This is a genomic window from Arenimonas sp. GDDSR-1, assembly GCF_025980345.1.
Classification (GTDB): Bacteria; Pseudomonadota; Gammaproteobacteria; order Xanthomonadales; family Xanthomonadaceae; genus Arenimonas.
The window spans coordinates 21515-39581 of record NZ_JAPDUI010000023.1 but is presented as its reverse complement, the minus strand read 5'-3'; the positions used below and the strand labels follow the sequence as shown (position 1 = coordinate 39581).

The 18067-nt window shown below is 62.4% G+C and carries 21 protein-coding genes; 14 read left to right on the top strand and 7 right to left on the bottom strand.

Features of this window, described 5'->3' with window-relative positions; translation table 11 throughout:
* The 3 genes from Q0W88_RS05700 to Q0W88_RS05690 all read left to right on the top strand — a co-directional run.
* Positions 1 to 203, top strand: a 203-nt coding sequence (locus Q0W88_RS05700; RefSeq protein ID WP_297800985.1) for a hypothetical protein, incomplete at its 5' end; no start/stop codon positions are given.
* 213 nt (positions 204 to 416) lie between these two features.
* Positions 417 to 845: a DUF192 domain-containing protein gene (locus Q0W88_RS05695; protein ID WP_297800987.1), complete on the top strand. Its 429-nt coding sequence runs from the start codon at positions 417 to 419 to the stop codon at positions 843 to 845.
* Between the two features lie 17 nt (positions 846 to 862).
* A complete protein-coding gene (locus Q0W88_RS05690) occupies positions 863 to 1708 on the top strand; it encodes a tetratricopeptide repeat protein (RefSeq protein ID WP_297800983.1) in 846 nt (281 codons plus the stop codon).
* On the opposite strand, the gene Q0W88_RS05685 is transcribed toward Q0W88_RS05690, so the two are convergent.
* Positions 1705 to 1887 carry a rubredoxin gene (locus Q0W88_RS05685; RefSeq protein WP_297800981.1) on the bottom strand — a complete coding sequence of 61 codons (183 nt, stop codon included), beginning with the start codon at positions 1885 to 1887 and terminating at the stop codon, positions 1705 to 1707. The genes Q0W88_RS05690 and Q0W88_RS05685 overlap by 4 nt on opposite strands.
* 45 nt (positions 1888 to 1932) lie before the next feature.
* Between Q0W88_RS05685 and thiE the strand changes: the two genes are divergently transcribed.
* Genes thiE through Q0W88_RS05660 form a run of 5 tightly spaced genes read left to right on the top strand, consistent with a single transcriptional unit; the run spans position 1933 to position 6843 of the window.
* On the top strand, positions 1933 to 2571 hold the full coding sequence (thiE, locus tag Q0W88_RS05680) for a thiamine phosphate synthase (protein ID WP_297800979.1): 639 nt from the start codon (positions 1933 to 1935) through the stop codon (positions 2569 to 2571).
* A complete protein-coding gene (hemL, locus tag Q0W88_RS05675) occupies positions 2568 to 3860 on the top strand; it encodes a glutamate-1-semialdehyde 2,1-aminomutase (RefSeq protein ID WP_297800977.1) in 1293 nt (430 codons plus the stop codon). Before thiE ends, hemL begins: the two co-directional genes overlap by 4 nt.
* The gene (locus Q0W88_RS05670; RefSeq protein ID WP_297800975.1) at positions 3860 to 4489 is read left to right on the top strand and encodes an HAD-IA family hydrolase; all 630 of its coding nucleotides are present in this window, start codon (positions 3860 to 3862) and stop codon (positions 4487 to 4489) included. Before hemL ends, Q0W88_RS05670 begins: the two co-directional genes overlap by 1 nt.
* A complete protein-coding gene (locus Q0W88_RS05665; RefSeq protein WP_297800973.1) occupies positions 4479 to 5597 on the top strand; it encodes an aminotransferase class I/II-fold pyridoxal phosphate-dependent enzyme in 1119 nt (372 codons plus the stop codon). The genes Q0W88_RS05670 and Q0W88_RS05665 overlap by 11 nt, the downstream gene beginning before the upstream one ends.
* Complete coding sequence (locus tag Q0W88_RS05660; protein ID WP_297800971.1) at positions 5584 to 6843, top strand: hypothetical protein; 1260 nt, start codon at positions 5584 to 5586, stop codon at positions 6841 to 6843. Before Q0W88_RS05665 ends, Q0W88_RS05660 begins: the two co-directional genes overlap by 14 nt.
* Before the next feature lies 1 nt (position 6844).
* On the opposite strand, the gene Q0W88_RS05655 is transcribed toward Q0W88_RS05660, so the two are convergent.
* Genes Q0W88_RS05655 through Q0W88_RS05640 form a run of 4 tightly spaced genes read right to left on the bottom strand, consistent with a single transcriptional unit; the run spans position 6845 to position 10052 of the window.
* Positions 6845 to 7264, bottom strand: a complete 420-nt coding sequence (locus Q0W88_RS05655) for a VOC family protein (protein WP_297800969.1) — start codon at positions 7262 to 7264, stop codon at positions 6845 to 6847.
* Positions 7265 to 7273: 9 nt separating this feature from the next.
* On the bottom strand, positions 7274 to 8083 hold the full coding sequence (locus Q0W88_RS05650; RefSeq protein WP_297800966.1) for an NAD(P)-dependent oxidoreductase: 810 nt from the start codon (positions 8081 to 8083) through the stop codon (positions 7274 to 7276).
* 23 nt (positions 8084 to 8106) lie between these two features.
* Positions 8107 to 9465: a UDP-N-acetylmuramate:L-alanyl-gamma-D-glutamyl-meso-diaminopimelate ligase gene (gene mpl / locus Q0W88_RS05645; protein ID WP_297800964.1), complete on the bottom strand. Its 1359-nt coding sequence runs from the start codon at positions 9463 to 9465 to the stop codon at positions 8107 to 8109.
* 8 nt (positions 9466 to 9473) lie between these two features.
* Positions 9474 to 10052: an adenylate kinase gene (locus tag Q0W88_RS05640; RefSeq protein WP_297800962.1), complete on the bottom strand. Its 579-nt coding sequence runs from the start codon at positions 10050 to 10052 to the stop codon at positions 9474 to 9476.
* Between the two features lie 124 nt (positions 10053 to 10176).
* Here Q0W88_RS05640 and Q0W88_RS05635 point away from each other — a divergent pair, with 124 nt between their 5' ends.
* The gene (locus tag Q0W88_RS05635; protein ID WP_297800960.1) at positions 10177 to 11433 is read left to right on the top strand and encodes a 6-phosphofructokinase; all 1257 of its coding nucleotides are present in this window, start codon (positions 10177 to 10179) and stop codon (positions 11431 to 11433) included.
* Positions 11434 to 11467: 34 nt separating this feature from the next.
* On the opposite strand, the gene Q0W88_RS05630 is transcribed toward Q0W88_RS05635, so the two are convergent.
* Positions 11468 to 12400, bottom strand: a complete 933-nt coding sequence (locus Q0W88_RS05630) for a hypothetical protein (protein WP_297800958.1) — start codon at positions 12398 to 12400, stop codon at positions 11468 to 11470.
* Positions 12401 to 12612: 212 nt separating this feature from the next.
* Here Q0W88_RS05630 and Q0W88_RS05625 point away from each other — a divergent pair, with 212 nt between their 5' ends.
* From Q0W88_RS05625 to Q0W88_RS05615, 3 genes are all read left to right on the top strand, one after another.
* Positions 12613 to 14652: a sodium-translocating pyrophosphatase gene (locus tag Q0W88_RS05625; RefSeq protein ID WP_297800956.1), complete on the top strand. Its 2040-nt coding sequence runs from the start codon at positions 12613 to 12615 to the stop codon at positions 14650 to 14652.
* Positions 14653 to 14809: 157 nt separating this feature from the next.
* Positions 14810 to 15394: an exopolysaccharide biosynthesis protein gene (locus Q0W88_RS05620; RefSeq protein WP_297800954.1), complete on the top strand. Its 585-nt coding sequence runs from the start codon at positions 14810 to 14812 to the stop codon at positions 15392 to 15394.
* A 63-nt stretch (positions 15395 to 15457) separates the two neighbouring features.
* On the top strand, positions 15458 to 15835 hold the full coding sequence (locus Q0W88_RS05615; RefSeq protein ID WP_297800952.1) for a VOC family protein: 378 nt from the start codon (positions 15458 to 15460) through the stop codon (positions 15833 to 15835).
* A gap of 61 nt (positions 15836 to 15896) precedes the next feature.
* Here Q0W88_RS05615 and Q0W88_RS05610 read toward each other — a convergent pair whose 3' ends face one another.
* The gene (locus Q0W88_RS05610) at positions 15897 to 16142 is read right to left on the bottom strand and encodes a YdcH family protein (protein WP_297800950.1); all 246 of its coding nucleotides are present in this window, start codon (positions 16140 to 16142) and stop codon (positions 15897 to 15899) included.
* Positions 16143 to 16291: 149 nt separating this feature from the next.
* On the opposite strand from Q0W88_RS05610, the gene ppa reads away from it, so the two are divergent.
* Entirely contained in the window at positions 16292 to 16840 is a 549-nt protein-coding gene (ppa, locus tag Q0W88_RS05605) for an inorganic diphosphatase (RefSeq protein ID WP_297800948.1), read from the top strand.
* Positions 16841 to 16897: 57 nt separating this feature from the next.
* Positions 16898 to 18043 (top strand): calcium:proton antiporter, encoded by a 1146-nt coding sequence (locus Q0W88_RS05600; protein WP_297800946.1) that lies wholly within the window; start codon positions 16898 to 16900, stop codon positions 18041 to 18043.
* The last annotated feature ends 24 nt before the right edge of the window (positions 18044 to 18067 follow it).

Sequence of the window (18067 nt, the reverse complement as noted above, 5' to 3'; positions counted from 1 at the left end):
AATCCCATCTTACAGACGCCCGCACAAATTTCCTGCGCACATTTACAAAGATCATTCTGCTCGCCCCGAAGGGTTCGCGCTTCGGACATTTCGTCTCGAAGTGGTCGCACAGTATGGCAGACCTTTTTCGCCGCGTCAACATTTTGAAATTGAATTTCGTATGTTGCGAGGCATTTGCTTCCGAGCATTTCGCCCCGAAGTGAGTTGAACATTATGACAAGAATCTGAAATACCGTCAACCGCTTTCCGGCAAAGTTAACCTGCAGTTCAGTTAGCCGCCCATCTGCGCCGCCGGGCAAAACCGTCAATCCGGGCTACAGACCTTCCGACGCTTGACGACAGGGGCACAAACAGGGAATTCTGTCCCTGTCATCCTTGGAAAATCCGCCATGCGCAATCCGCTCCTGTTCGGCTTCATGCTCAACCTTGTTCTCACGGCCACCGGCTGCGCAGAGCTTGCCGACGCCCCCTCGGTCGAGCTCAAGGGCAAGCGCTATACCGTGGAGCTGGCCGACACCCCCGAGCTGCGCGAACGCGGCCTGATGTTCCGCCGCGATTTGCCCGCCGATGCCGGCATGCTGTTCATCCATGACAGCGAGGAGCCGGTGGCCTATTGGATGAAAAACACCTACATTCCGCTCGATATCCTTTACTTCGACAGCAAGCTCAAACTGGTCTCCGCCCAGCTCGGCGTGCCGCCCTGCGGCGATCAACCGCAATGCCCGGTTTTCCCCAGCGCCGGTCCGGCCCGCTATGTGCTGGAATTGAACGCCGGGCAGGCCGACAGCCTGGGCCTGAAACCCGGGGACCCCCTGCGTTTGAATGGCGTGCAACCCGCCCGGTAAGCCCAAAGGAGCAGCAGATGGCCGAAAATGCCGGATTGCCGGACTGGAACCGCCTCGCGACTTTGTCCGATGCCGAACTGCCCTTGCTGGAAACGGCCCTTCTGATCGCACGCGACGAGTATCCGGAGCTGGAGACCGGCGCTTATCTGGCCATGGTTGACGGGTATGGCCGGCGCCTGAGCGCTTCCCTGAGCGAGGGATTGGACATTCCCTCGAAACTGACCGCCATCAACCATTTCCTGTACAAGGAACTGGGATTCTCCGGCAATGCCCGGAACTACGAGGACCCCCGCAACAGCTACCTGAATCAGGTATTCGACCGCCGGCTGGGGATTCCGATTTCCTTGGCGGTGGTACATATCGCCGTCATGCACCGGATCGGCCTGCCGCTTGAAGGAATTTCCTTCCCGGGGCATTTTCTGGTGCGGCTTCCGGTCGACGACGGCATTCTGGTTCTCGACCCGTTCAACCAGGGCCGGCCGGTCAGCATCGAAGAACTGCGGGAGCGGGTGACCCCGCATCTGGATGGCCTTGCGCCCAGCGACTCGCAGCTGTTCCAGATTCTGGCGCCCGCCACCGCCCGCACCATTCTGATGCGGATGCTGCGCAATCTGCAGACGATTTACCAGCATCAGGGGGACTTTGAACGGGTTGCCCGGAGTGCCGACCGCATCCTGAAACTGTCACCTGATCTTCCGGAGGCTCTGCGCGACCGCGGCTTTGCCTACGCTGAAATCGGCTATCGCAGTGGCGCCAACGCCGATTTGACCCGCTATCTCCAGTTGCGGCCCGACGCCGAGGATGCCGATGGCGTCCGCAACCTTCTGATTGAGGCTGCCGCCCTACCCAAGCGCCTGAATTAAGCGATCACCATTTCGAAGTCGGCTTTGCCGACGCCGCAGTCCGGACAGCACCAGTCCTCGGGCACGTCTTCCCATCGGGTACCGGGCGCAATGCCCTCCTCGGGCCAACCTTCGGCTTCGTGGTATTCGAATCCGCATACGATGCAGATCCAGCTGCGAAATTCCGCGTTGTCCGACATAAAAGCACCTAGAATGGAGTTCTGCCGCCATTATATTTCAGCCTGATGCCTTCCCGCTTGGAAAACCGCCGCGGCGTGTACCTGATCACGCCGGACCTGGACGACACCCGCCGCCTGCTCGCCCTGTGCGAGATGCTGCTGAAGCAGCCCGTGGCCCTGATTCAATACCGGAACAAAGCTGCGCCTGCCGTGCTGAAACGCCAACAGGCAAGCGCGCTGCTGGCCTCCTGCCGGAACGCCGGCGTTCCGCTGCTGATCAACGATGACTGGCAGCTGGCCGCTGACATCGGCGCCGATGGCGTACACCTGGGCCGGGATGATGCCGACCCGGTGGCGGTACGCGGGGCTTTGGGAAGCCGAGCACTGATCGGCATATCGTGCTACGACGACATCGCGCGGGCGCGGGCCGCCGCCGCGCTGGATGTCGATTATCTAGCCTTCGGTGCGGTCTTTCCTTCCCCGACCAAGCCGCTGGCGCCGCAGGCGCCGCTGCACCTGTTCGCCGAGGCCCGGCATCTGGGCAAGCCGACAGTCGCCATTGGCGGCATAACCCCCGATAATAGTGCCCGACTGCGCGATGCCGGCGCCGATTTCATTGCGGTGATTTCCGGTGTCTTCGATGCCCCGGACCCGTCCGCGGCGCTCGCCGCATACCACCACTCCTTCAGCCAGGTTGACCCATGAACCACGATCAAAGCCATGCCCTGTTCCAGCAAGCCCTGCCGCTGATGCCCGGCGGCGTCAATTCGCCGGTACGCGCCTTCAAATCGGTCGGCGGCGAGCCCTTCTTCGCCAAGCGCGCCGAAGGCGCTTACCTGATCGACGTCGACGGCAACCGCTACATCGACTACATCGGCTCCTGGGGCCCGATGATTGCCGGCCACGCGCATCCTGCCGTGATTGCTGCGGTGGACAAGGTCATGCGCGACGGCCTGAGTTTCGGCGTGCCCAACGCGCTGGAAGTGACCATGGCACAGACCATCACCCGGCTGGTGCCGAGCTGCGAAATGGTACGCATGGTCAATTCCGGCACCGAAGCCACGCTGTCGGCCATCCGGCTGGCGCGCGGCGCCACCGGCCGCAACCGCATCGTGAAATTCGAAGGGTGTTATCACGGCCATGGCGATTCCTTCCTGGTCAAGGCCGGCTCCGGCATGCTCACGCTCGGCGTTCCGAACTCGCCGGGCGTGCCGAAAACCCTGGCCGATCTGACCCTGACCCTGACCTACAACGACTTCGAAGGCGCGACGCGCCTGTTCGCCGAACTCGGCAATGACATCGCCGGCGTCATCGTCGAACCGATTGTCGGTAATGCCAACTGCATCCTGCCGGCCGAAGGCTACCTGCAGCACCTGCGCGAACTGTGCACGCAGTACGGCAGTCTGCTGATTTTCGATGAAGTGATGACCGGATTCCGGGTCGCGCTCGGTGGCGCGCAGGCGCTGTACGGGATCACTCCGGATCTGAGCACCTTCGGCAAGATCATCGGCGGCGGCATGCCGGTCGGCGCCTACGGCGGCCGCCGTGACCTGCTCAGCCAGATCGCGCCGAGCGGCCCGATCTACCAGGCCGGAACGCTGAGCGGCAATCCGGTGGCCATGGCCGCCGGCCTGGCCACGCTGGAACTGATTCAAGCGCCGGGCTTCTATGAAAACCTTGCGGCGCGGACGCAGCAATTGCGCGAGGGCCTGCAGAAGGCCGCGGATGAGGCCGGCATTGCGTTCACCACCACCGGCGTCTGCGCCATGTTCGGCCTGTATTTCTGCGAAGGACCGATTGCCGGCTACGCCGATGCCATGCGTTCCGACAGCGCCCGCTTCAACCGCTTCTTCCACGGCATGCTGGAACGCGGCGTGTATTTCGCCCCATCCGCGTTCGAAGCCGGCTTCCTGTCCGCCATGCACGGCGAGGCCGAAATCGCGCACACCCTGGCCGCGGCGCACGCCGTGTTCAACGAAATCGCCGCCGGCTGATGCCGCCGAAACTGCTGCTGCTCGATCTGGACGATGTGCTGGTCGACTACAGCCGGCCGCGCCGATGCCGGGCGTTGGCCGAAACCGCCGGCGTCGATGAGGACAGCATTGCGCGCGCCGTCTTCGACAGCGGCCTGGAAAGACGCTCCGACCGCGGCGAATTCGGCCTTGACGACTACATGGACCGCCTGCGCAGCGAATGGGGCCTGGATATTCCGAGTGCGGATTTCATTGCCGCCCGCCGCAGCGCGACACGGATACGGCAGCCCTTGCTTGACATCTGCACGGCGCTGGCCGGGCAGGTCCAGTTCGGCGTCTTCAGCAACAACGGCCACTGGCTGGCACAGCATGCCGAGCGCATCGTGCCGGAACTGATGCCGCTGTTCCGCACCCGCTTCATCTGTTCCGGCAGCCTCGGCCTGACCAAACCCGATCCGGAAGCCTACCTGCTCTGTCTGCGCCGGCTCGGATTTTCCCCGGCATCGACCCTGTTCGTGGACGATAAAGCACCCAATGTCGAAGGCGCCCGACAAGCCGGACTGGACGCCTTCGTCTATCAAGACGACAATCACTTCCAACAGGAACTCGCCCAACGCGGCCTGAGCACCGGAGATTCGCATGCGCTTTGAAACCCTCGCCATCCACGCCGGCGCCGAAGCCGATGCCGAAACCGGTGCCGTCGCGCCGCCGCTGCATCTGAGCACCACCTTCAAACACGGTGCTGCCGGCGAACGGCGTGCCGGCTATGAATACCAGCGCGAGACCAATCCGACCCAAGACCGTCTGGAAACCTGTCTGGCGGCGCTGGAAGGCGGCGAACGCGCGTTGGTCTACGCTTCGGGCATGGCGGCGATGCAGGGCTATCTGGAGTGCCTGCCCAACGGCGCGCACGTGCTGATCCCCGACGACTGCTACACCGGGCTGCGCACGCTGTTCAGCGAATTCCTGCCGCTGCGCGGCATCAGCGCGACCGCCTTGGACATGTCCGATCTGGCCGCGGTCGAATCGGCAATGCGCCCGGAAACCGTACTGATCTGGGCGGAAACACCGTCCAATCCCCTGCTGGCCGTGGCCGACATCGCGGCGCTGGCGGAAATCGCCAAAGCGCATGGTGCGCGTCTGGTCTGCGACAACACCTTCGCCACCCCGGCGCTGCAGCGGCCCCTCGCGCTGGGTGCCGATGCGGTCATGCACTCCACCACCAAATACCTCGGCGGCCACAGCGATGTCATGGGCGGCGCGTTGGTGTTCGCGCAGGCCGACTCGGTGTACGAACAGGCCGCGCACCGGCGGCACATCACCGGCAGCATTGCCTCGCCGTTCAACAGCTGGCTGATCCTGCGCGGCGCACGCTCGCTGCCGGCACGCATGGCCTGGCATTGCAGCAACGCCAAGCGCGTGGCCGAATTCCTGGCCGCACAGCCGGGCGTGTCGGCGGTTCACTATCCGGGCCTGCCCGGCCACCGCGGACATGCCGTTGCCGCAAGGCAGATGCGCGACTTCGGCGGCATGCTTTCGGTGCAGTTCGCCGGCGGCCGCGATGCCGCCCTGCGTTTTGCCTCGCGCGTGCGGATCTTCACCAATGCCACCTCGCTCGGCGGCGTTGAATCCCTGATCGAACACCGCGCCTCGATCGAAGGACCGCGCCCGGTCTCGGCGGACAATCTCGTGCGTATTTCGGTCGGTCTGGAGCATCCGGACGACCTGATCGACGACCTGAAACATGCCCTGCTCTGAGACCGACTACATGACCGACAACGCGCTGAAAATGCCGAAACGCACCACGCCGACCTGGGAGATCGAACTGCTGCTTTCCGGCGCCTCGGTGTTCGCACTCATGCAGTTCCCCGGCTGGATCAACAGCCACTTCCTTTCGATCCAGCTGGCACTGGCCAACAACCAGCTCTCCGGCCTGATCAATCCGCTGTTCATCTACGTCAAGGGTGCGGCCTATGCGCTGATCATCACCCTGCTCATCCACATCCTCCTGCGCGCCTACTGGGTCAGCCTGATTGGCCTGCACTCGATCCACCCGCAGGGTCTGGATCACGACAAACTCAAAATCGGGCCGATCCAGAAACGGGTCATGGACGAAAAGCACGGCAGCATGGATGACATCATCGAGCGCGCCGACAACCGCAGCACGCTGGTGTTCGCCATCGGCATCGGATTCGCGCTGACCATCCTGGTACCGAGCGTCATCGTGCTGGCCGGCGCACTGGTGGCGTGGCTGACCTGGCTGATTTCAGAATCCGAGGGCGCAACGGTATTGGTTTTCATGGCCGGGCTCTGTCTGCCCCTGTTGGCATTGATGCTGCCGCTCTGGCTTGACGCCAAGGCAGGGGCGCGGATGCAGAACTGGCCACGGGCGCACGGACTGCTGGAGCGCGCCATCCGGCGCATCGATGCCCTCGGCATGTCCTCGACCGGCAACAGGTTGTCGGCCTATTTCTTTTCCATGCAGCGCAGCCGCAACACCGCGATGGCGGCGATCATTCTGGGCATCACCTTCACGCTGCTGTCCACGGCACTGACCATTCCGCGTTTTAGCAAAGTGCCAGCCGGCGGCGCACAGCCTGCAACGCTGGATGCCGCCCACTATCGCGACCGACAGGACGGTGATCTGAAGTATGCCCTGCGGCCGTCGATCCAGAGCGAAACCATCGACACCGAGTATCTGGAGCTGCGCATTCCTCATCCGCTGCAGATGCCGCCTTCGACGGTTCCGGAATGCGCCCAGAAGCATTTTCCGAAAGGCCTGAAGCGCTGCCTTTCCGGGCACCTTCGGCTCGAACTCGACGGCAAGCCGATTCGCCCCGTCTGGATCGACGAGCCGGCACGCTACGGCCAGCCGGCAGCCCTGCGCGCGATGATCGACCTGCGTCCGATGAAGTCCGGTGCGCATACGCTGGACATCGCCTATCCGCCGCATGCACGCGAACCGGATAAAGCCTGGCAGGAACGCATTCTGTTCTGGAACTGAGTTACCAGCTGCCGGTATTGGGCATCGACGCCCAGGGCTCCTGCGGCGGAAGATGGCCTTCCTGAAGCAGCTCGATGGAAATCAGGTCCGGCGAGCGCACGAACGCCATATGCCCGTCGCGCGGCGGCCGGTTGATGATGTAGCCCATCGCCTGCAGGCGCGCGCAGACGGCATAAACATCCTCGACACGGAAGGCCAGATGGCCGAAATTGCGGGAGCTGCCGTAGGCCGGTTCCGGATCCCAGTTATAGGTCAACTCGATTTCAGCCGACGGGGTTTCATCGGCGGCAAGAAACACCAGCGTGAATCGGCCGGCGCTGTTTTCCATGCGCCGGACTTCCTTCAGTCCCAGACCTTCGCAATAAAAACGCAGCGAAGCCTCCAAATCGCTGACACGGACCATGGTGTGCAGGTACTTCATGGCAATTCCTTACAGAAAAAAATCGGGAAGCAATGGCGTTCCCGGAGCCATGGCGTACTGCTCGAAATCCGTAACACCGTTATCGCGTAACAGATCCTCATCGATGTAGAACTGGCCGGTGGCGGCGCTGGATTTCTGAAGCAAAATGGCAATGGCCGCATCGGCAACGATTTCTGCGTTGCGGGCGGCATTGATATCCACGCCGGGAATCATGTTGATGGCATCGGTGGCAATGACCGTCTTCGGCCATAAGGCATTGACCGCGACGCGGCCCTTGAATTCTTCGGCCAAGCCAAGGGTGACGAAGCTCATGCCCATTTTTGCCAAGGTGTAGCCAGTAAATGAACCCCACCATTTCGGATCGAGATTCGGCGGCGGCGCCAAGGTCAGAATATGGGGATTTCCGGACTTCAGCAGATACGGCAGCGCTTTCTGCGCGCACAGAAACGTACCGCGCGAATTGACCTGGCTCATCAAGTCAAAGCGTTTCATGGGCGTGTTCAGCACGCCCTGCAGCCAAATCGCGCTGGCATTGTTGACCAAGACATCAATGCCACCGAAATGTTCGGCCGCCTGCGCCATCGCCGCTTCGACATTGGCTTCATCGCGGATATCGCACTGGATGGCCAGCGCCTTGCCGCCGGCTTCTTCCACTGCCGCCGCCGCGGTGAAAATGGTGCCCGGCAGCTTCGGATTGACCACGGCCGATTTGGCGGCGATGACCACATTGGCACCCAGACTGCCGGCTTTACGGGCGATGGCCAGACCGATGCCGCGCGAGGCACCGGTGATGAAAAGGGTTTTTCCCTGTAAAGACATAATGCCTCCGAAGTGGCGTTGATTCAGGATTGCAGGGCTTTCAGGCAACGGCGCGGCGCGTCTTCGAAGCCGCCGTTGGACATGAACACGACATGATCGCCGGCACGCACTGTGCTGACGATGGCATTGATCAGGGCATCGACGCTGGCGGCTGTTCGGCCTTCGCCTTTCAGTGCCGATACAACCGCTTCGGCATCCCAGGGCAGTTCCGGCCGGTGCAGAAACACCACGGCATCGGCATCGGCCAGCGAGGGCGCGATCTGCGCCGAATGGGCGCCGAGGCGCATCGAATTCGAACGCGGCTCCATGGCCACCACGATGCGCGCATCGCCCACTCTGGCGCGCAGGCCGGCCAAAGTGGTTGCAATGGCGGTCGGGTGATGCGCGAAGTCGTCATAGACGGTGACGCCGGCGGCGACGCCGATCACTTCCATGCGGCGTTTGACGCTGACGAAATCGGCCAATGCCGGAATGATTTCAGGAACAGTGGCGCCGACTGCATGACAGGCGGCGAAGGCGGCCAGCGCGTTCATCACGTTGTGGCGGCCAAGCAGATTCCAGCGCACGGTACCGAGCGTCTGGCCGAGATGTTTCAGGATGAACTCGGATCCATCGGCCTGCACCAGTTCGGCCTGCCATTCGGCCTCGGCATCAATGGCAAATCGTTCAACAGGCGTCCAGCAGCCCATGGCCAGAACCTCGGCCAACGCGGCATCCTCGCCATTGACGATCAGGCGGCCTTCGCCCGGCACGATGCGGACCAGATGATGGAACTGGCGCTGGATCGCGGCCAGATCCGGAAAAATATCGGCGTGGTCGAATTCCAGATTGTTGAGGATGGCCACGCGCGGGCCGTAGTGCACGAACTTGGAACGCTTGTCGAAGAACGCAGTATCGTACTCATCGGCCTCGACCACGAATTCCCGGCCGGAACCCAGACGCGCCGAGACGCCGAAATTCTCCGGCACACCGCCGACCAGAAAACCCGGATCGCGCCCGGCCGCTTCCAGCAGGAAGGCCAGGATCGATGTGGTGGTGGTTTTGCCGTGAGTGCCGGCCACCGCCAGCGTATGCCGGCCCGGCAATACGTTCTCGGCCAGCCATTGGGCACCGGATCGGTAGTTGATCTGACGGTTGAGCACATGCTCGACAGCGGGGTTGCCGCGCGAGAGGGCGTTGCCGATCACCACGCAATCGCTATCGGCGGCGATGTCGGCGGGAGCGTAACCCGAATAAAGACCGATGCCGAGCTGTTCCAGCTGGGTCGACATCGGCGGATAGACATTGGCGTCCGAGCCCTGTACGCGGTGGCCGAGCTCGCGCGCCAAAGCGGCTACGCCGCCCATGAAGGTGCCGCAGATGCCCAGAATATGCAGATTCATGACGGGATTCAGCCGACTTCCGGCGTTCCGGCCAAAGCCTCGGTGATGCGGGTGAACACTTCGTCGAGCGTGCCGACGCCGTTCAGATGCGCGAGCTTGCCGAGACTGCGGTAATAATCGACGACGGGCGCGGTCTGGCTTTCATAGACGCCCAGGCGTTTGCGCACCGATTCCGGACTGTCATCGGCGCGGCCTTCGGCCTTGGCGCGGCCGGCCAGGCGCTCGACCAGCAACTCGGTATCGACATCCAGCTGCACGGCGATATCGATCGGCTGACCGAGTTTTTTCAGAAGCGCCGCCAGGGCATTGGCCTGCGCCAGATTGCGGGGGTAGCCATCGAGGATGAAGCCGTTGCCGGTATCGGGCTTGAGCAGGCGTTCCTCCAGCATGCCGAGCACCACATCGTCGGAAACCAGACCACCGGCTTCCATCACTTCCTTGGCCTGCAGACCCAGCGGGGTTCCGGCGGCCACGGCGGCGCGCAGCAGCTCGCCGGTGGAGATGTGCGGAACATTGAGATATTCCTTCAACCGCGCCGCTTGGGTGCCTTTGCCCGAACCGGGGGCACCGAGAAGAACCAATCGCATAAAACCTCGGAAAGTCATAGTAATGGAGTCGGGCGCCAATCGGAGAACCGGCTGCCACGGCGAAAATTTGCCATAATGACACCCTAACCGTTGCCGTCTGTTTCGTCAATTTTAAAGGATGTTTATGTCGAAAGGCAGATTACTTTACGCCCAGTCCGGCGGCGTCACCGCCGTCATCAATGCCAGCGCCAGCGCGGTATTGGCGCAGGCCCGTGCCCGCAAAATTCCGGTGTATGCCGGCAAGAACGGCATTCTGGGCATTCTGCGCGAACAGATGTTCGACACCGCCGGGCTTACTGCCAGTGAAATCAAAGCGTTGGCGCATACTCCCGGCGGCGCCTTCGGCTCCTGCCGCTACAAACTGAAATCCCTCGAACAGGACGCCGCCCAGTATCAACGGCTGCTGGAGGTGTTCAAGGCGCACGACATCCGTTACTTCCTGTACAACGGCGGCAACGACTCGGCCGATACCGCGCTCAAAATCTCGCAACTGGCGCAGCAATCCGGCTATGAGCTGACCTGCGTGGCGGTGCCGAAAACGGTCGACAACGATCTGGTCATCACCGATTGCTGCCCGGGTTTCGGTTCGGCCGCCCGCTACACCGCGGTCTCGGTCCTGGAGGCCGCCATCGATGTGGAAGCCATGGCCGAGACCTCAACCAAGGTGTTCGTCTACGAAGTGATGGGCCGGCACGCCGGCTGGTTGGCGGCGGCGGCCGGTTTGGCCGGTGAAACCGCCAAGGACGCCCCGCACATCATCCTGTTCCCGGAACGGACCTTCGACAAAGCCGTGTTCCTGGCCAAGGTCAAGGACACCGTGGCCAAGGTCGGCTATTGCGTGGTGGTGGTTTCCGAAGGCGTGAAAACACCGGACGGCAACTTCCTGGCACAGGCCGAAGGCAGCGTAGACGCCTTCGGTCACAGCCAGCTCGGCGGCGCCGCCCCGATGCTGGCCGGCCTGGTCAAGGATGCGCTGGGCATGAAGGTGCACTGGACCGTGCCTGATTACCTGCAACGCTCCGGACGCCATCTGGCCTCGCAGGTCGACCTCGATCAGGCCATGGCCGTCGGCAAGGCCGCGGTCGAGCTGGCATTGTCCGGCAACAACGGGGTCATGCCGGCCATCATCCGCACCTCGGACGCTCCCTACCGCTGGCACATCGATCCGGTTCCGCTGAGCCGGATCGCCAACGTCGAGAAGAAAATGCCGGACGCATTCATCCGCAAAGACGGCTTCGGCATCACCGCCGCCTGCCGCCGCTACCTGTCGCCGCTGATCCAGGGCCAGGCTGCCGTCCCGCTCGGCAAGAACGGTCTGCCCGTGCACTTCAAACCCAAACTGCCGTTGGTGAAGAAAAAGCTGAAGGCGTGGGTGAAATGATCAAAGGGGCGGAAATTTCCGCCCCTTTTTGTCATTAACGGCCGGTCGGTGCGGCGGGTGCCGCTTCCGCCGGTGCCGGTGGAATCGCCGCGCGGATTTTGGCGATCACCAGATCCAGCTGCGCTTCGAACTGGGGCTTCAAGGCCAACCACGCCCCGTAGTTGTCTTTGTCCTTGTCCTTGCCTTCCAGCGGCACCGCCACCGCGCCGGCATCATCCAAGGTATAGGTCAATGTCGGCATATCGCCGCCTTTCTGCCCCGACCAGGTGATGCCGGTCAGCTTCACCGACATGTCCTGGATCCGGAATTCCTTGCGGGTATTGGCCAAGAACAGATTGACCTGCGCCACGGCATCGACACCCAGGCTCTGCCGTACCGCCGGCGAGAAGTTCTTGTCGGAGAAGCTGAATTTCTCCAGCGGACGGTATTTGTAGCCGCCGGCCGGCGAGGAGTAGTAGCCGAAATAATACTCGGCCCCCCAGCGTCCGTCCTGCACCCCTTTCTTGTGGTCGTCCTGCTCGTAGCTGCCGGTCACATCCTTGTAGAACGGCGAATTGGTGACCTCATCGCAGGTATAGACTTTCAAACCGGGCAGGGTCTTGAAACGGGCGCAGACCACCTGGGCGACATCGGCCGCGATCTTCTTGGCATCTTCCGGAGTCAAGTGTTCCTCGATCGGCTCCCGGGAGGCGGTATCGACCCCCGCGCCCATGCCGGACAGGGTCAGCGCTCCGGCCAGAAGGCCGGAGGCCACTTTTTTACCGGTATGGCCTTCACCGCTGAGCAGGGTCAAGCGCTCCAGATGAACGCCGACATCGACATTGACCGCGCCCACCGCCAGCGAACGGACCGGCACCGCCGACTTCCCTTTATAGGCATTGCCGGCCTCTTTCCATTCCGGCGTGCCCTTGGCCTGTAGGGCCGGAGCAGCCAAAACGGCCACGATGAGCATTCCCAAAAAACGCATAGCCTTCCCCTTTCTGAGCAATAAAATGTGATGAACATCACAATTTAATGGAAATAATGCCCAATCGGGTGGCTTTTGGCAAATCCGGCCGTCGCCCCGACGGAAACCGGAGCATTTTGAATATTCAGCCCTAGTTAAGTTTCACGGCCTCTGCCATACTCTTGGGGCGGCGGCGCAGACCGCCCGATCCTTCATGAATCTGGGAGTATGGAATGTTAGCGCAATACGGATTGGAACTGGCTCTGGCCTGTGCGGCCCTGGCCATCATTTACGGGTTGTACACCACCGGCTGGATCCTGAAACAGGATGCCGGCAATGACAAAATGCAGGCCATCGCGGCGGCCGTACAAGAAGGCGCCGGTGCCTATCTGCGCCGCCAGTACACCACCATCGCCATGGTCGGCGTCGTGCTGTTCGTGGTCATCGGTTTCGCCATCGACTGGCCGACCGCCGTCGGTTTCGCCATCGGCGCCGTGCTCTCGGGCGTGGCCGGTTTCATCGGCATGTTCGTTTCCGTGCGCGCCAACGTGCGCACCGCGCAGGCCGCCACCCGCAGCCTGAACGACGCCCTCAACGTCAGCTTCAAGGGCGGCGCCATCACCGGCATGCTGGTGGTCGGTCTCGGCCTGCTGGGCGTGGCCGGTTACTTCCTGCTGATCAAGTCCGGCGGCGAGCAGACCGCCGATACGGTCAAGGCCGCCATGCAGCCGATGATCGGCCTGGCTTTCGGCAGCTCGCTGATTTCCATCTTCGCCCGTCTTGGCGGCGGCATCTTCACCAAGGGTGCCGACGTCGGCGCCGATCTGGTGGGTAAAGTCGAAGCCGGCATTCCGGAAGATGACCCGCGCAACCCGGCCGTCATCGCCGACAACGTCGGTGACAACGTCGGCGACTGCGCCGGCATGGCCGCCGACCTGTTCGAAACCTATGCAGTGACCATCATCGCCGCCATGCTCATCGCCGGTATTTCCTTCGCCACCTACGGCTGGAACGGCGTGATGTATCCGCTGGTGTTGGGCGCGGTTTCGATCATCGCCTCCATCGTCGGTACCTTCTTCGTGAAGACCCGCGACGGCGGCAAAATCATGAACGCGCTGTACCGGGGATTGGGCGTTTCCGGCCTGCTGGCCGCCATCGCCTTCTACTTCGTGACCGATTCGATGTTCAGCCTTGAGCACTCCAATGGCATCTTCTGGTGCGCGCTGATCGGCCTGGGCCTGACCGCCGCGCTGGTGGTGATCACCGAATACTACACCGCGACCGAATTCGCGCCGGTGCAGGATGTGGCGAAAGCCTCGGAAACCGGTCATGGCACCAACGTCATCGCCGGTCTGGCGGTGTCGATGAAATCGACCGCCGCGCCGGTTTTGGCCGTGGCCGCTTCGATTTACGGCTGCTACCACCTCGCCGGCCTGTACGGCGTGGCCGTGGCCGCCACCGCCATGCTGTCGATGGCGGGCATGATCGTCGCGCTCGATGCCTACGGTCCGATTACCGACAACGCCGGCGGCATCGCCGAAATGTCGGGCATGGACAAGGAAATCCGCGTCACCACCGATGCCCTCGACGCCGTGGGCAACACCACCAAAGCGGTCACCAAGGGCTATGCCATCGGTTCAGCCGGTCTGGCCGCGCTGGTACTGTTCGCCGATTACTCGCATAAATTGGCCGAACGTGGCGAAGGCTTCGCGCCGGTCAACTTCTCCATCGACAATCCGCAGGTGGTCATCGGCCTGCTGATCGGCGGCATGATTCCGTATCTGTTCGGTGCCATGGCCATGCAGGCCGTGGGCCGCGCCGCCGGTGCGGTGGTCGAGGAAGTCCGCCGCCAGTTCCGCGACATCCCGGGCATCATGGAAGGTACCGGCAAGCCGCAGTACGACAAAGCCGTGGATCTGCTGACCAAGTCGGCCATCCGCGAAATGATCGTGCCCTCGCTGCTGCCGTTGCTGATTCCGGTCGTGGTCGGCATGACGCTCGGCGCCGATGCCCTCGGTGGCCTGCTGATGGGCACCATCGTGACCGGCCTGTTCGTGGCAATCTCGATGTGCACCGGCGGCGGCGCCTGGGATAACGCCAAGAAATACATCGAAGAAGGCCATCACGGCGGCAAAGGTTCCGAAGCCCACAAGGCCGCGGTCACCGGCGACACCGTCGGCGATCCCTACAAGGACACCGCCGGCCCAGCCATCAACCCGCTGATCAAGATCATCAACATCGTGGCCCTGCTGCTGATTCCGTTCCTGGCCTGATCGGAACGCAACCGTTTCATGAAAAACCCCGCTCCGGCGGGGTTTTTCATGATGGATTCACCAAGCTACGGCGTCACTGCGCCATACTGTGCCGATGGACGCCCCCCTTCCCGCACCCACCGCAAGCCACGGCGACGGCCCGTTGCATGGGGCCCTGATGCATCTTCTGGACGGTTATCGCGGCAGAAACATCCACCTGAGCGACCTGTTGAACGCGATGGGTCCGCGCGGCTTCGGATTCGTCTACATCCTGTTCGGCATGCTGGCCGGCGCCTTGCCGACCGGCCTGTGTTCAGTGATGGCTCTGCCGATACTGCTGTTTTCCGCGCAACAGGCCCTGGGCCGGCACCGTCCAACCATGCCCAAGCGTTTCGATGGCAAGCAGTTCTCGGCGGATGCCGTGCAGGCCGGCATCCAGCGCCAGGAGAAATGGCTGCTGCGTCTGGAACGTTTCGCCAAACCGCGCTGGCGACGGCTGACCGGCGGGACCGTGAGCCGTATCGCCGCGGTCTGCTGTTTCATATTGGCCTCGGTCATCCTGCTACCGGGGCCGTTCACCAACGTGCCGCCCGGCATCGCCATCGCCCTGTTCGGTTTCGCCATGGTCGAGCGCGACGGCCTGTTGATGCTGATTTCATTCATCGCCGGCATCATCGGATTCATCATCGGCCTGTCGGCGGTCATCGCGACCGCGCTGCTGCTCTGGCGCTGGATCAGCCAGAGCGGCCTGCTGCCCGGCTAGAATCCGACGGCGGCTTTCTGCTAGAGTGAGCGCTTCAACCCGACCGCCACGGAGAAGCGCGACATGATCGGTTATGTAACCCTGGGAACCAACGACCTGGCCCGCGCCGCGGCCTTTTACGACGCCCTGCTGGCGGAAATCGGCGCCCGCCGCTGGATGGAATCGGACCGCTTCATTGCCTGGGCGACGGCCCCCGACAAACCCAGCCTCGGCGTCATCCTGCCCTTCGACGGACAGCCGGCCACCGCCGGCAACGGCACCATGGTTTCGCTGGTGATGGACAGCAACGCGCAGGTCGACCGCCTGTATGCCAAAGCCCTGGAGCTCGGCGCCAAGGATGAAGGGCCGGCCGGCCCGCGCGGCATGAACGGATTCTATGCCGGCTACGTGCGCGATCTCGACGGCAACAAGTTGAACCTGTTCTGCTACACGCCGGCCTGAGCCGGCACCGACATACAGAAAAGGCGCCCGCGGGCGCCTTTTCCGATTCCGGCGGCGGAATTCAGGCCGCCGTGGCCATCTGGTACAGTTCGTCCTTCAGCTTCAGGCGCTGCTGCTTGAGTTCATGCAGGGTTTCGTCGTTCAGGGGCTCGATCTTTTCCTCGTCACGGATGATGCGCTGGTCGATGGCATCGTGCTCGGCGAGCAGACGCGCGAAATGGTGGTTGCTGGCCTTGAGCGCATGGATTTTGTCGCTGAGCTCCGGGAATTCGGTGGCAAGGGCGTGCGAAAGCATGGATGACTGCATGGAAAACTCCTTCGTTTACGGTACTGATACGTGCAGTCTACCGCAAATCCGCCATAGCCCCTTGACCGAGGTCAATACGGCGCCGCCGTGGAGTGAATATTCAGCCCGGCTGGGGTATCATGCACACCTTGCAATTCAAGGAGTAACCCATGGGCCTGGACCTGGTACAGACCGGCAAAGACGTTCCGCATGAAGTGAACGTCATCATTGAAATCCCGAAAGACGCCGAACCGGTGAAATACGAAGTGGATAAAGCCACCGGCGCCATTTTCGTCGATCGCATTCTTTCCACGCCGATGCGCTATCCCTGCAATTACGGCTACATTCCGCACACCCTGTGCGGCGACGGCGATCCGGCCGATGTCCTGGTCATTCTGCCGCTGCCGCTGGTGCCCGGCTCGGTCATCCGCTGTCGTCCGGTCGGCGTGCTGCGCATGAAGGACGAGGCCGGCTCCGACGAGAAGCTGGTGGCGGTACCGATCGACAAGGTGTTCGACGGTTATTCACATATCCAGGATATCGGTCAGGTTTCGCAGCACTGGCTCGACCGCATCGGTCACTTCTTCGAGCACTATAAAGACCTCGAAAAGGGCAAATGGGTCAAACTCGACGGCTGGGGCGGCGCCGAGGAAGCCAAACGCATCATTCTTGAATCGGTCACACGCTTCGAAGAAGCGCCGGAAAAGCCGAACTTCTGAACACCCCGAGCCGCCGAAAGGCGGCTTTTCATTGCCGATGCTTGCTAGAATGCAGGCATGGGAAGCTCAAACGACGCAAACAGCGGTCCGGCTCTCGGCGCTCTGCTCCGGCGCGAATATCCGCTGCTGCTCAGCATGCTCAGCATGCTGTTGTTTGCCAACTTCGGCAACGTCTGGCTTTCTAGCCTCTATGACCCCCTGTGGTTCGCATTCATGCTCGGCTGGTTGCTCACGGTCATCCTGATGTCGGCCTTCGCGATCGTCCGTCATGCTGAAAGCCTCGCCGAACTGCTCGGCGAACCCTTCGGCACGCTGGTGCTCACGCTTTCGATCATCGGCGTGGAAGTGCTGATGATTTCCGCGGTGATGCTCTCGGGCGATGGCAATCCGACCATGGCTCGCGACACCATGTTTTCGGTGGTGATGATTCTGCTCGGCGGCATCGCCGGGCTGTCGCTGCTGGTTGGCGGCCTGAAACACCACGAGCAGAGCTACAACCTCGAGGGGGCACGGACTTTCCTGGCGCTGATCGTTCCGCTGGCCGTTCTCGGCCTGATTCTGCCGAATTTCACCACCAGCACCTCGGCCGGAACGCTGTCCGCATTCCAGAGTATTTTCCTCAGCGCCATGTCGCTCGGCATTTACGGCATCTTCCTCGGCGTGCAGACCAGCCGGCACAGCGATTATTTCACTGCGCCAACCGAAAGCCACCGCCGCGAGGACGATCTGATCCACGGCCATCACGAAACCCGATCGACCGCCTACCATGCCGTTTTCCTGCTGCTGTACATCCTGCCCATGGTCCTGCTGGCCAAGAAACTTGCGCTGCCGCTGGAATACGGCACCGATGTGCTCGGCGCACCGGACGTGCTCAACGGCTTCGTGGTGGCGCTGCTGATCCTTGCTCCTGAGGCGATGAGCGCAGTCAAGGCCGCACTGAACAACGAGCTGCAGCGCGCCGTGAACATCCTGCTCGGTTCGGTGCTGGCCACCATCGGCCTGACCATTCCGGCCGTGCTGATGATCGGGCTGGTGACCGAGAGCACCATCGTGCTCGGCCTGAGTCCGGTCAACACCATCCTGCTCGTGCTGCTGCTGTCGGTCAGCACCCTCACTTTCTCCAACAGCCGCACCAATGCCATGCTCGGCGCGGTGCATATGCTGATGTTCGCCGCCTATCTGATGCTGATGTTCGAGGCCTGATCTCTGAGATTCAGGGAATACGCT

What these genes read in the sequence shown, in the direction of transcription:
- ppa (WP_297800948.1), top strand. Translation starts at nt 16,292, where the DNA reads ATGGGCCTGGACCTGGTACAGACCGGCAAAGACGTTCCGCATGAAGTG.
- Q0W88_RS05625 (WP_297800956.1), top strand. Translation starts at nt 12,613, where the DNA reads ATGTTAGCGCAATACGGATTGGAACTGGCTCTGGCCTGTGCGGCCCTG.
- Q0W88_RS05690 (WP_297800983.1), top strand. Translation starts at nt 863, where the DNA reads ATGGCCGAAAATGCCGGATTGCCGGACTGGAACCGCCTCGCGACTTTG.
- Q0W88_RS05620 (WP_297800954.1), top strand. Translation starts at nt 14,810, where the DNA reads ATGCATCTTCTGGACGGTTATCGCGGCAGAAACATCCACCTGAGCGAC.
- Q0W88_RS05610 (WP_297800950.1), bottom strand. Translation starts at nt 16,142, where the DNA reads ATGCAGTCATCCATGCTTTCGCACGCCCTTGCCACCGAATTCCCGGAG.
- Q0W88_RS05615 (WP_297800952.1), top strand. Translation starts at nt 15,458, where the DNA reads ATGATCGGTTATGTAACCCTGGGAACCAACGACCTGGCCCGCGCCGCG.
- Q0W88_RS05655 (WP_297800969.1), bottom strand. Translation starts at nt 7,264, where the DNA reads ATGAAGTACCTGCACACCATGGTCCGTGTCAGCGATTTGGAGGCTTCG.
- Q0W88_RS05630 (WP_297800958.1), bottom strand. Translation starts at nt 12,400, where the DNA reads ATGCGTTTTTTGGGAATGCTCATCGTGGCCGTTTTGGCTGCTCCGGCC.
- Q0W88_RS05695 (WP_297800987.1), top strand. Translation starts at nt 417, where the DNA reads ATGCTCAACCTTGTTCTCACGGCCACCGGCTGCGCAGAGCTTGCCGAC.
- Q0W88_RS05665 (WP_297800973.1), top strand. Translation starts at nt 4,479, where the DNA reads ATGCGCTTTGAAACCCTCGCCATCCACGCCGGCGCCGAAGCCGATGCC.
- Q0W88_RS05670 (WP_297800975.1), top strand. Translation starts at nt 3,860, where the DNA reads ATGCCGCCGAAACTGCTGCTGCTCGATCTGGACGATGTGCTGGTCGAC.
- Q0W88_RS05635 (WP_297800960.1), top strand. Translation starts at nt 10,177, where the DNA reads ATGTCGAAAGGCAGATTACTTTACGCCCAGTCCGGCGGCGTCACCGCC.
- Q0W88_RS05600 (WP_297800946.1), top strand. Translation starts at nt 16,898, where the DNA reads ATGGGAAGCTCAAACGACGCAAACAGCGGTCCGGCTCTCGGCGCTCTG.
- mpl (WP_297800964.1), bottom strand. Translation starts at nt 9,465, where the DNA reads ATGAATCTGCATATTCTGGGCATCTGCGGCACCTTCATGGGCGGCGTA.
- hemL (WP_297800977.1), top strand. Translation starts at nt 2,568, where the DNA reads ATGAACCACGATCAAAGCCATGCCCTGTTCCAGCAAGCCCTGCCGCTG.
- Q0W88_RS05685 (WP_297800981.1), bottom strand. Translation starts at nt 1,887, where the DNA reads ATGTCGGACAACGCGGAATTTCGCAGCTGGATCTGCATCGTATGCGGA.
- Q0W88_RS05640 (WP_297800962.1), bottom strand. Translation starts at nt 10,052, where the DNA reads ATGCGATTGGTTCTTCTCGGTGCCCCCGGTTCGGGCAAAGGCACCCAA.
- thiE (WP_297800979.1), top strand. Translation starts at nt 1,933, where the DNA reads ATGCCTTCCCGCTTGGAAAACCGCCGCGGCGTGTACCTGATCACGCCG.
- Q0W88_RS05650 (WP_297800966.1), bottom strand. Translation starts at nt 8,083, where the DNA reads ATGTCTTTACAGGGAAAAACCCTTTTCATCACCGGTGCCTCGCGCGGC.
- Q0W88_RS05660 (WP_297800971.1), top strand. Translation starts at nt 5,584, where the DNA reads ATGCCCTGCTCTGAGACCGACTACATGACCGACAACGCGCTGAAAATG.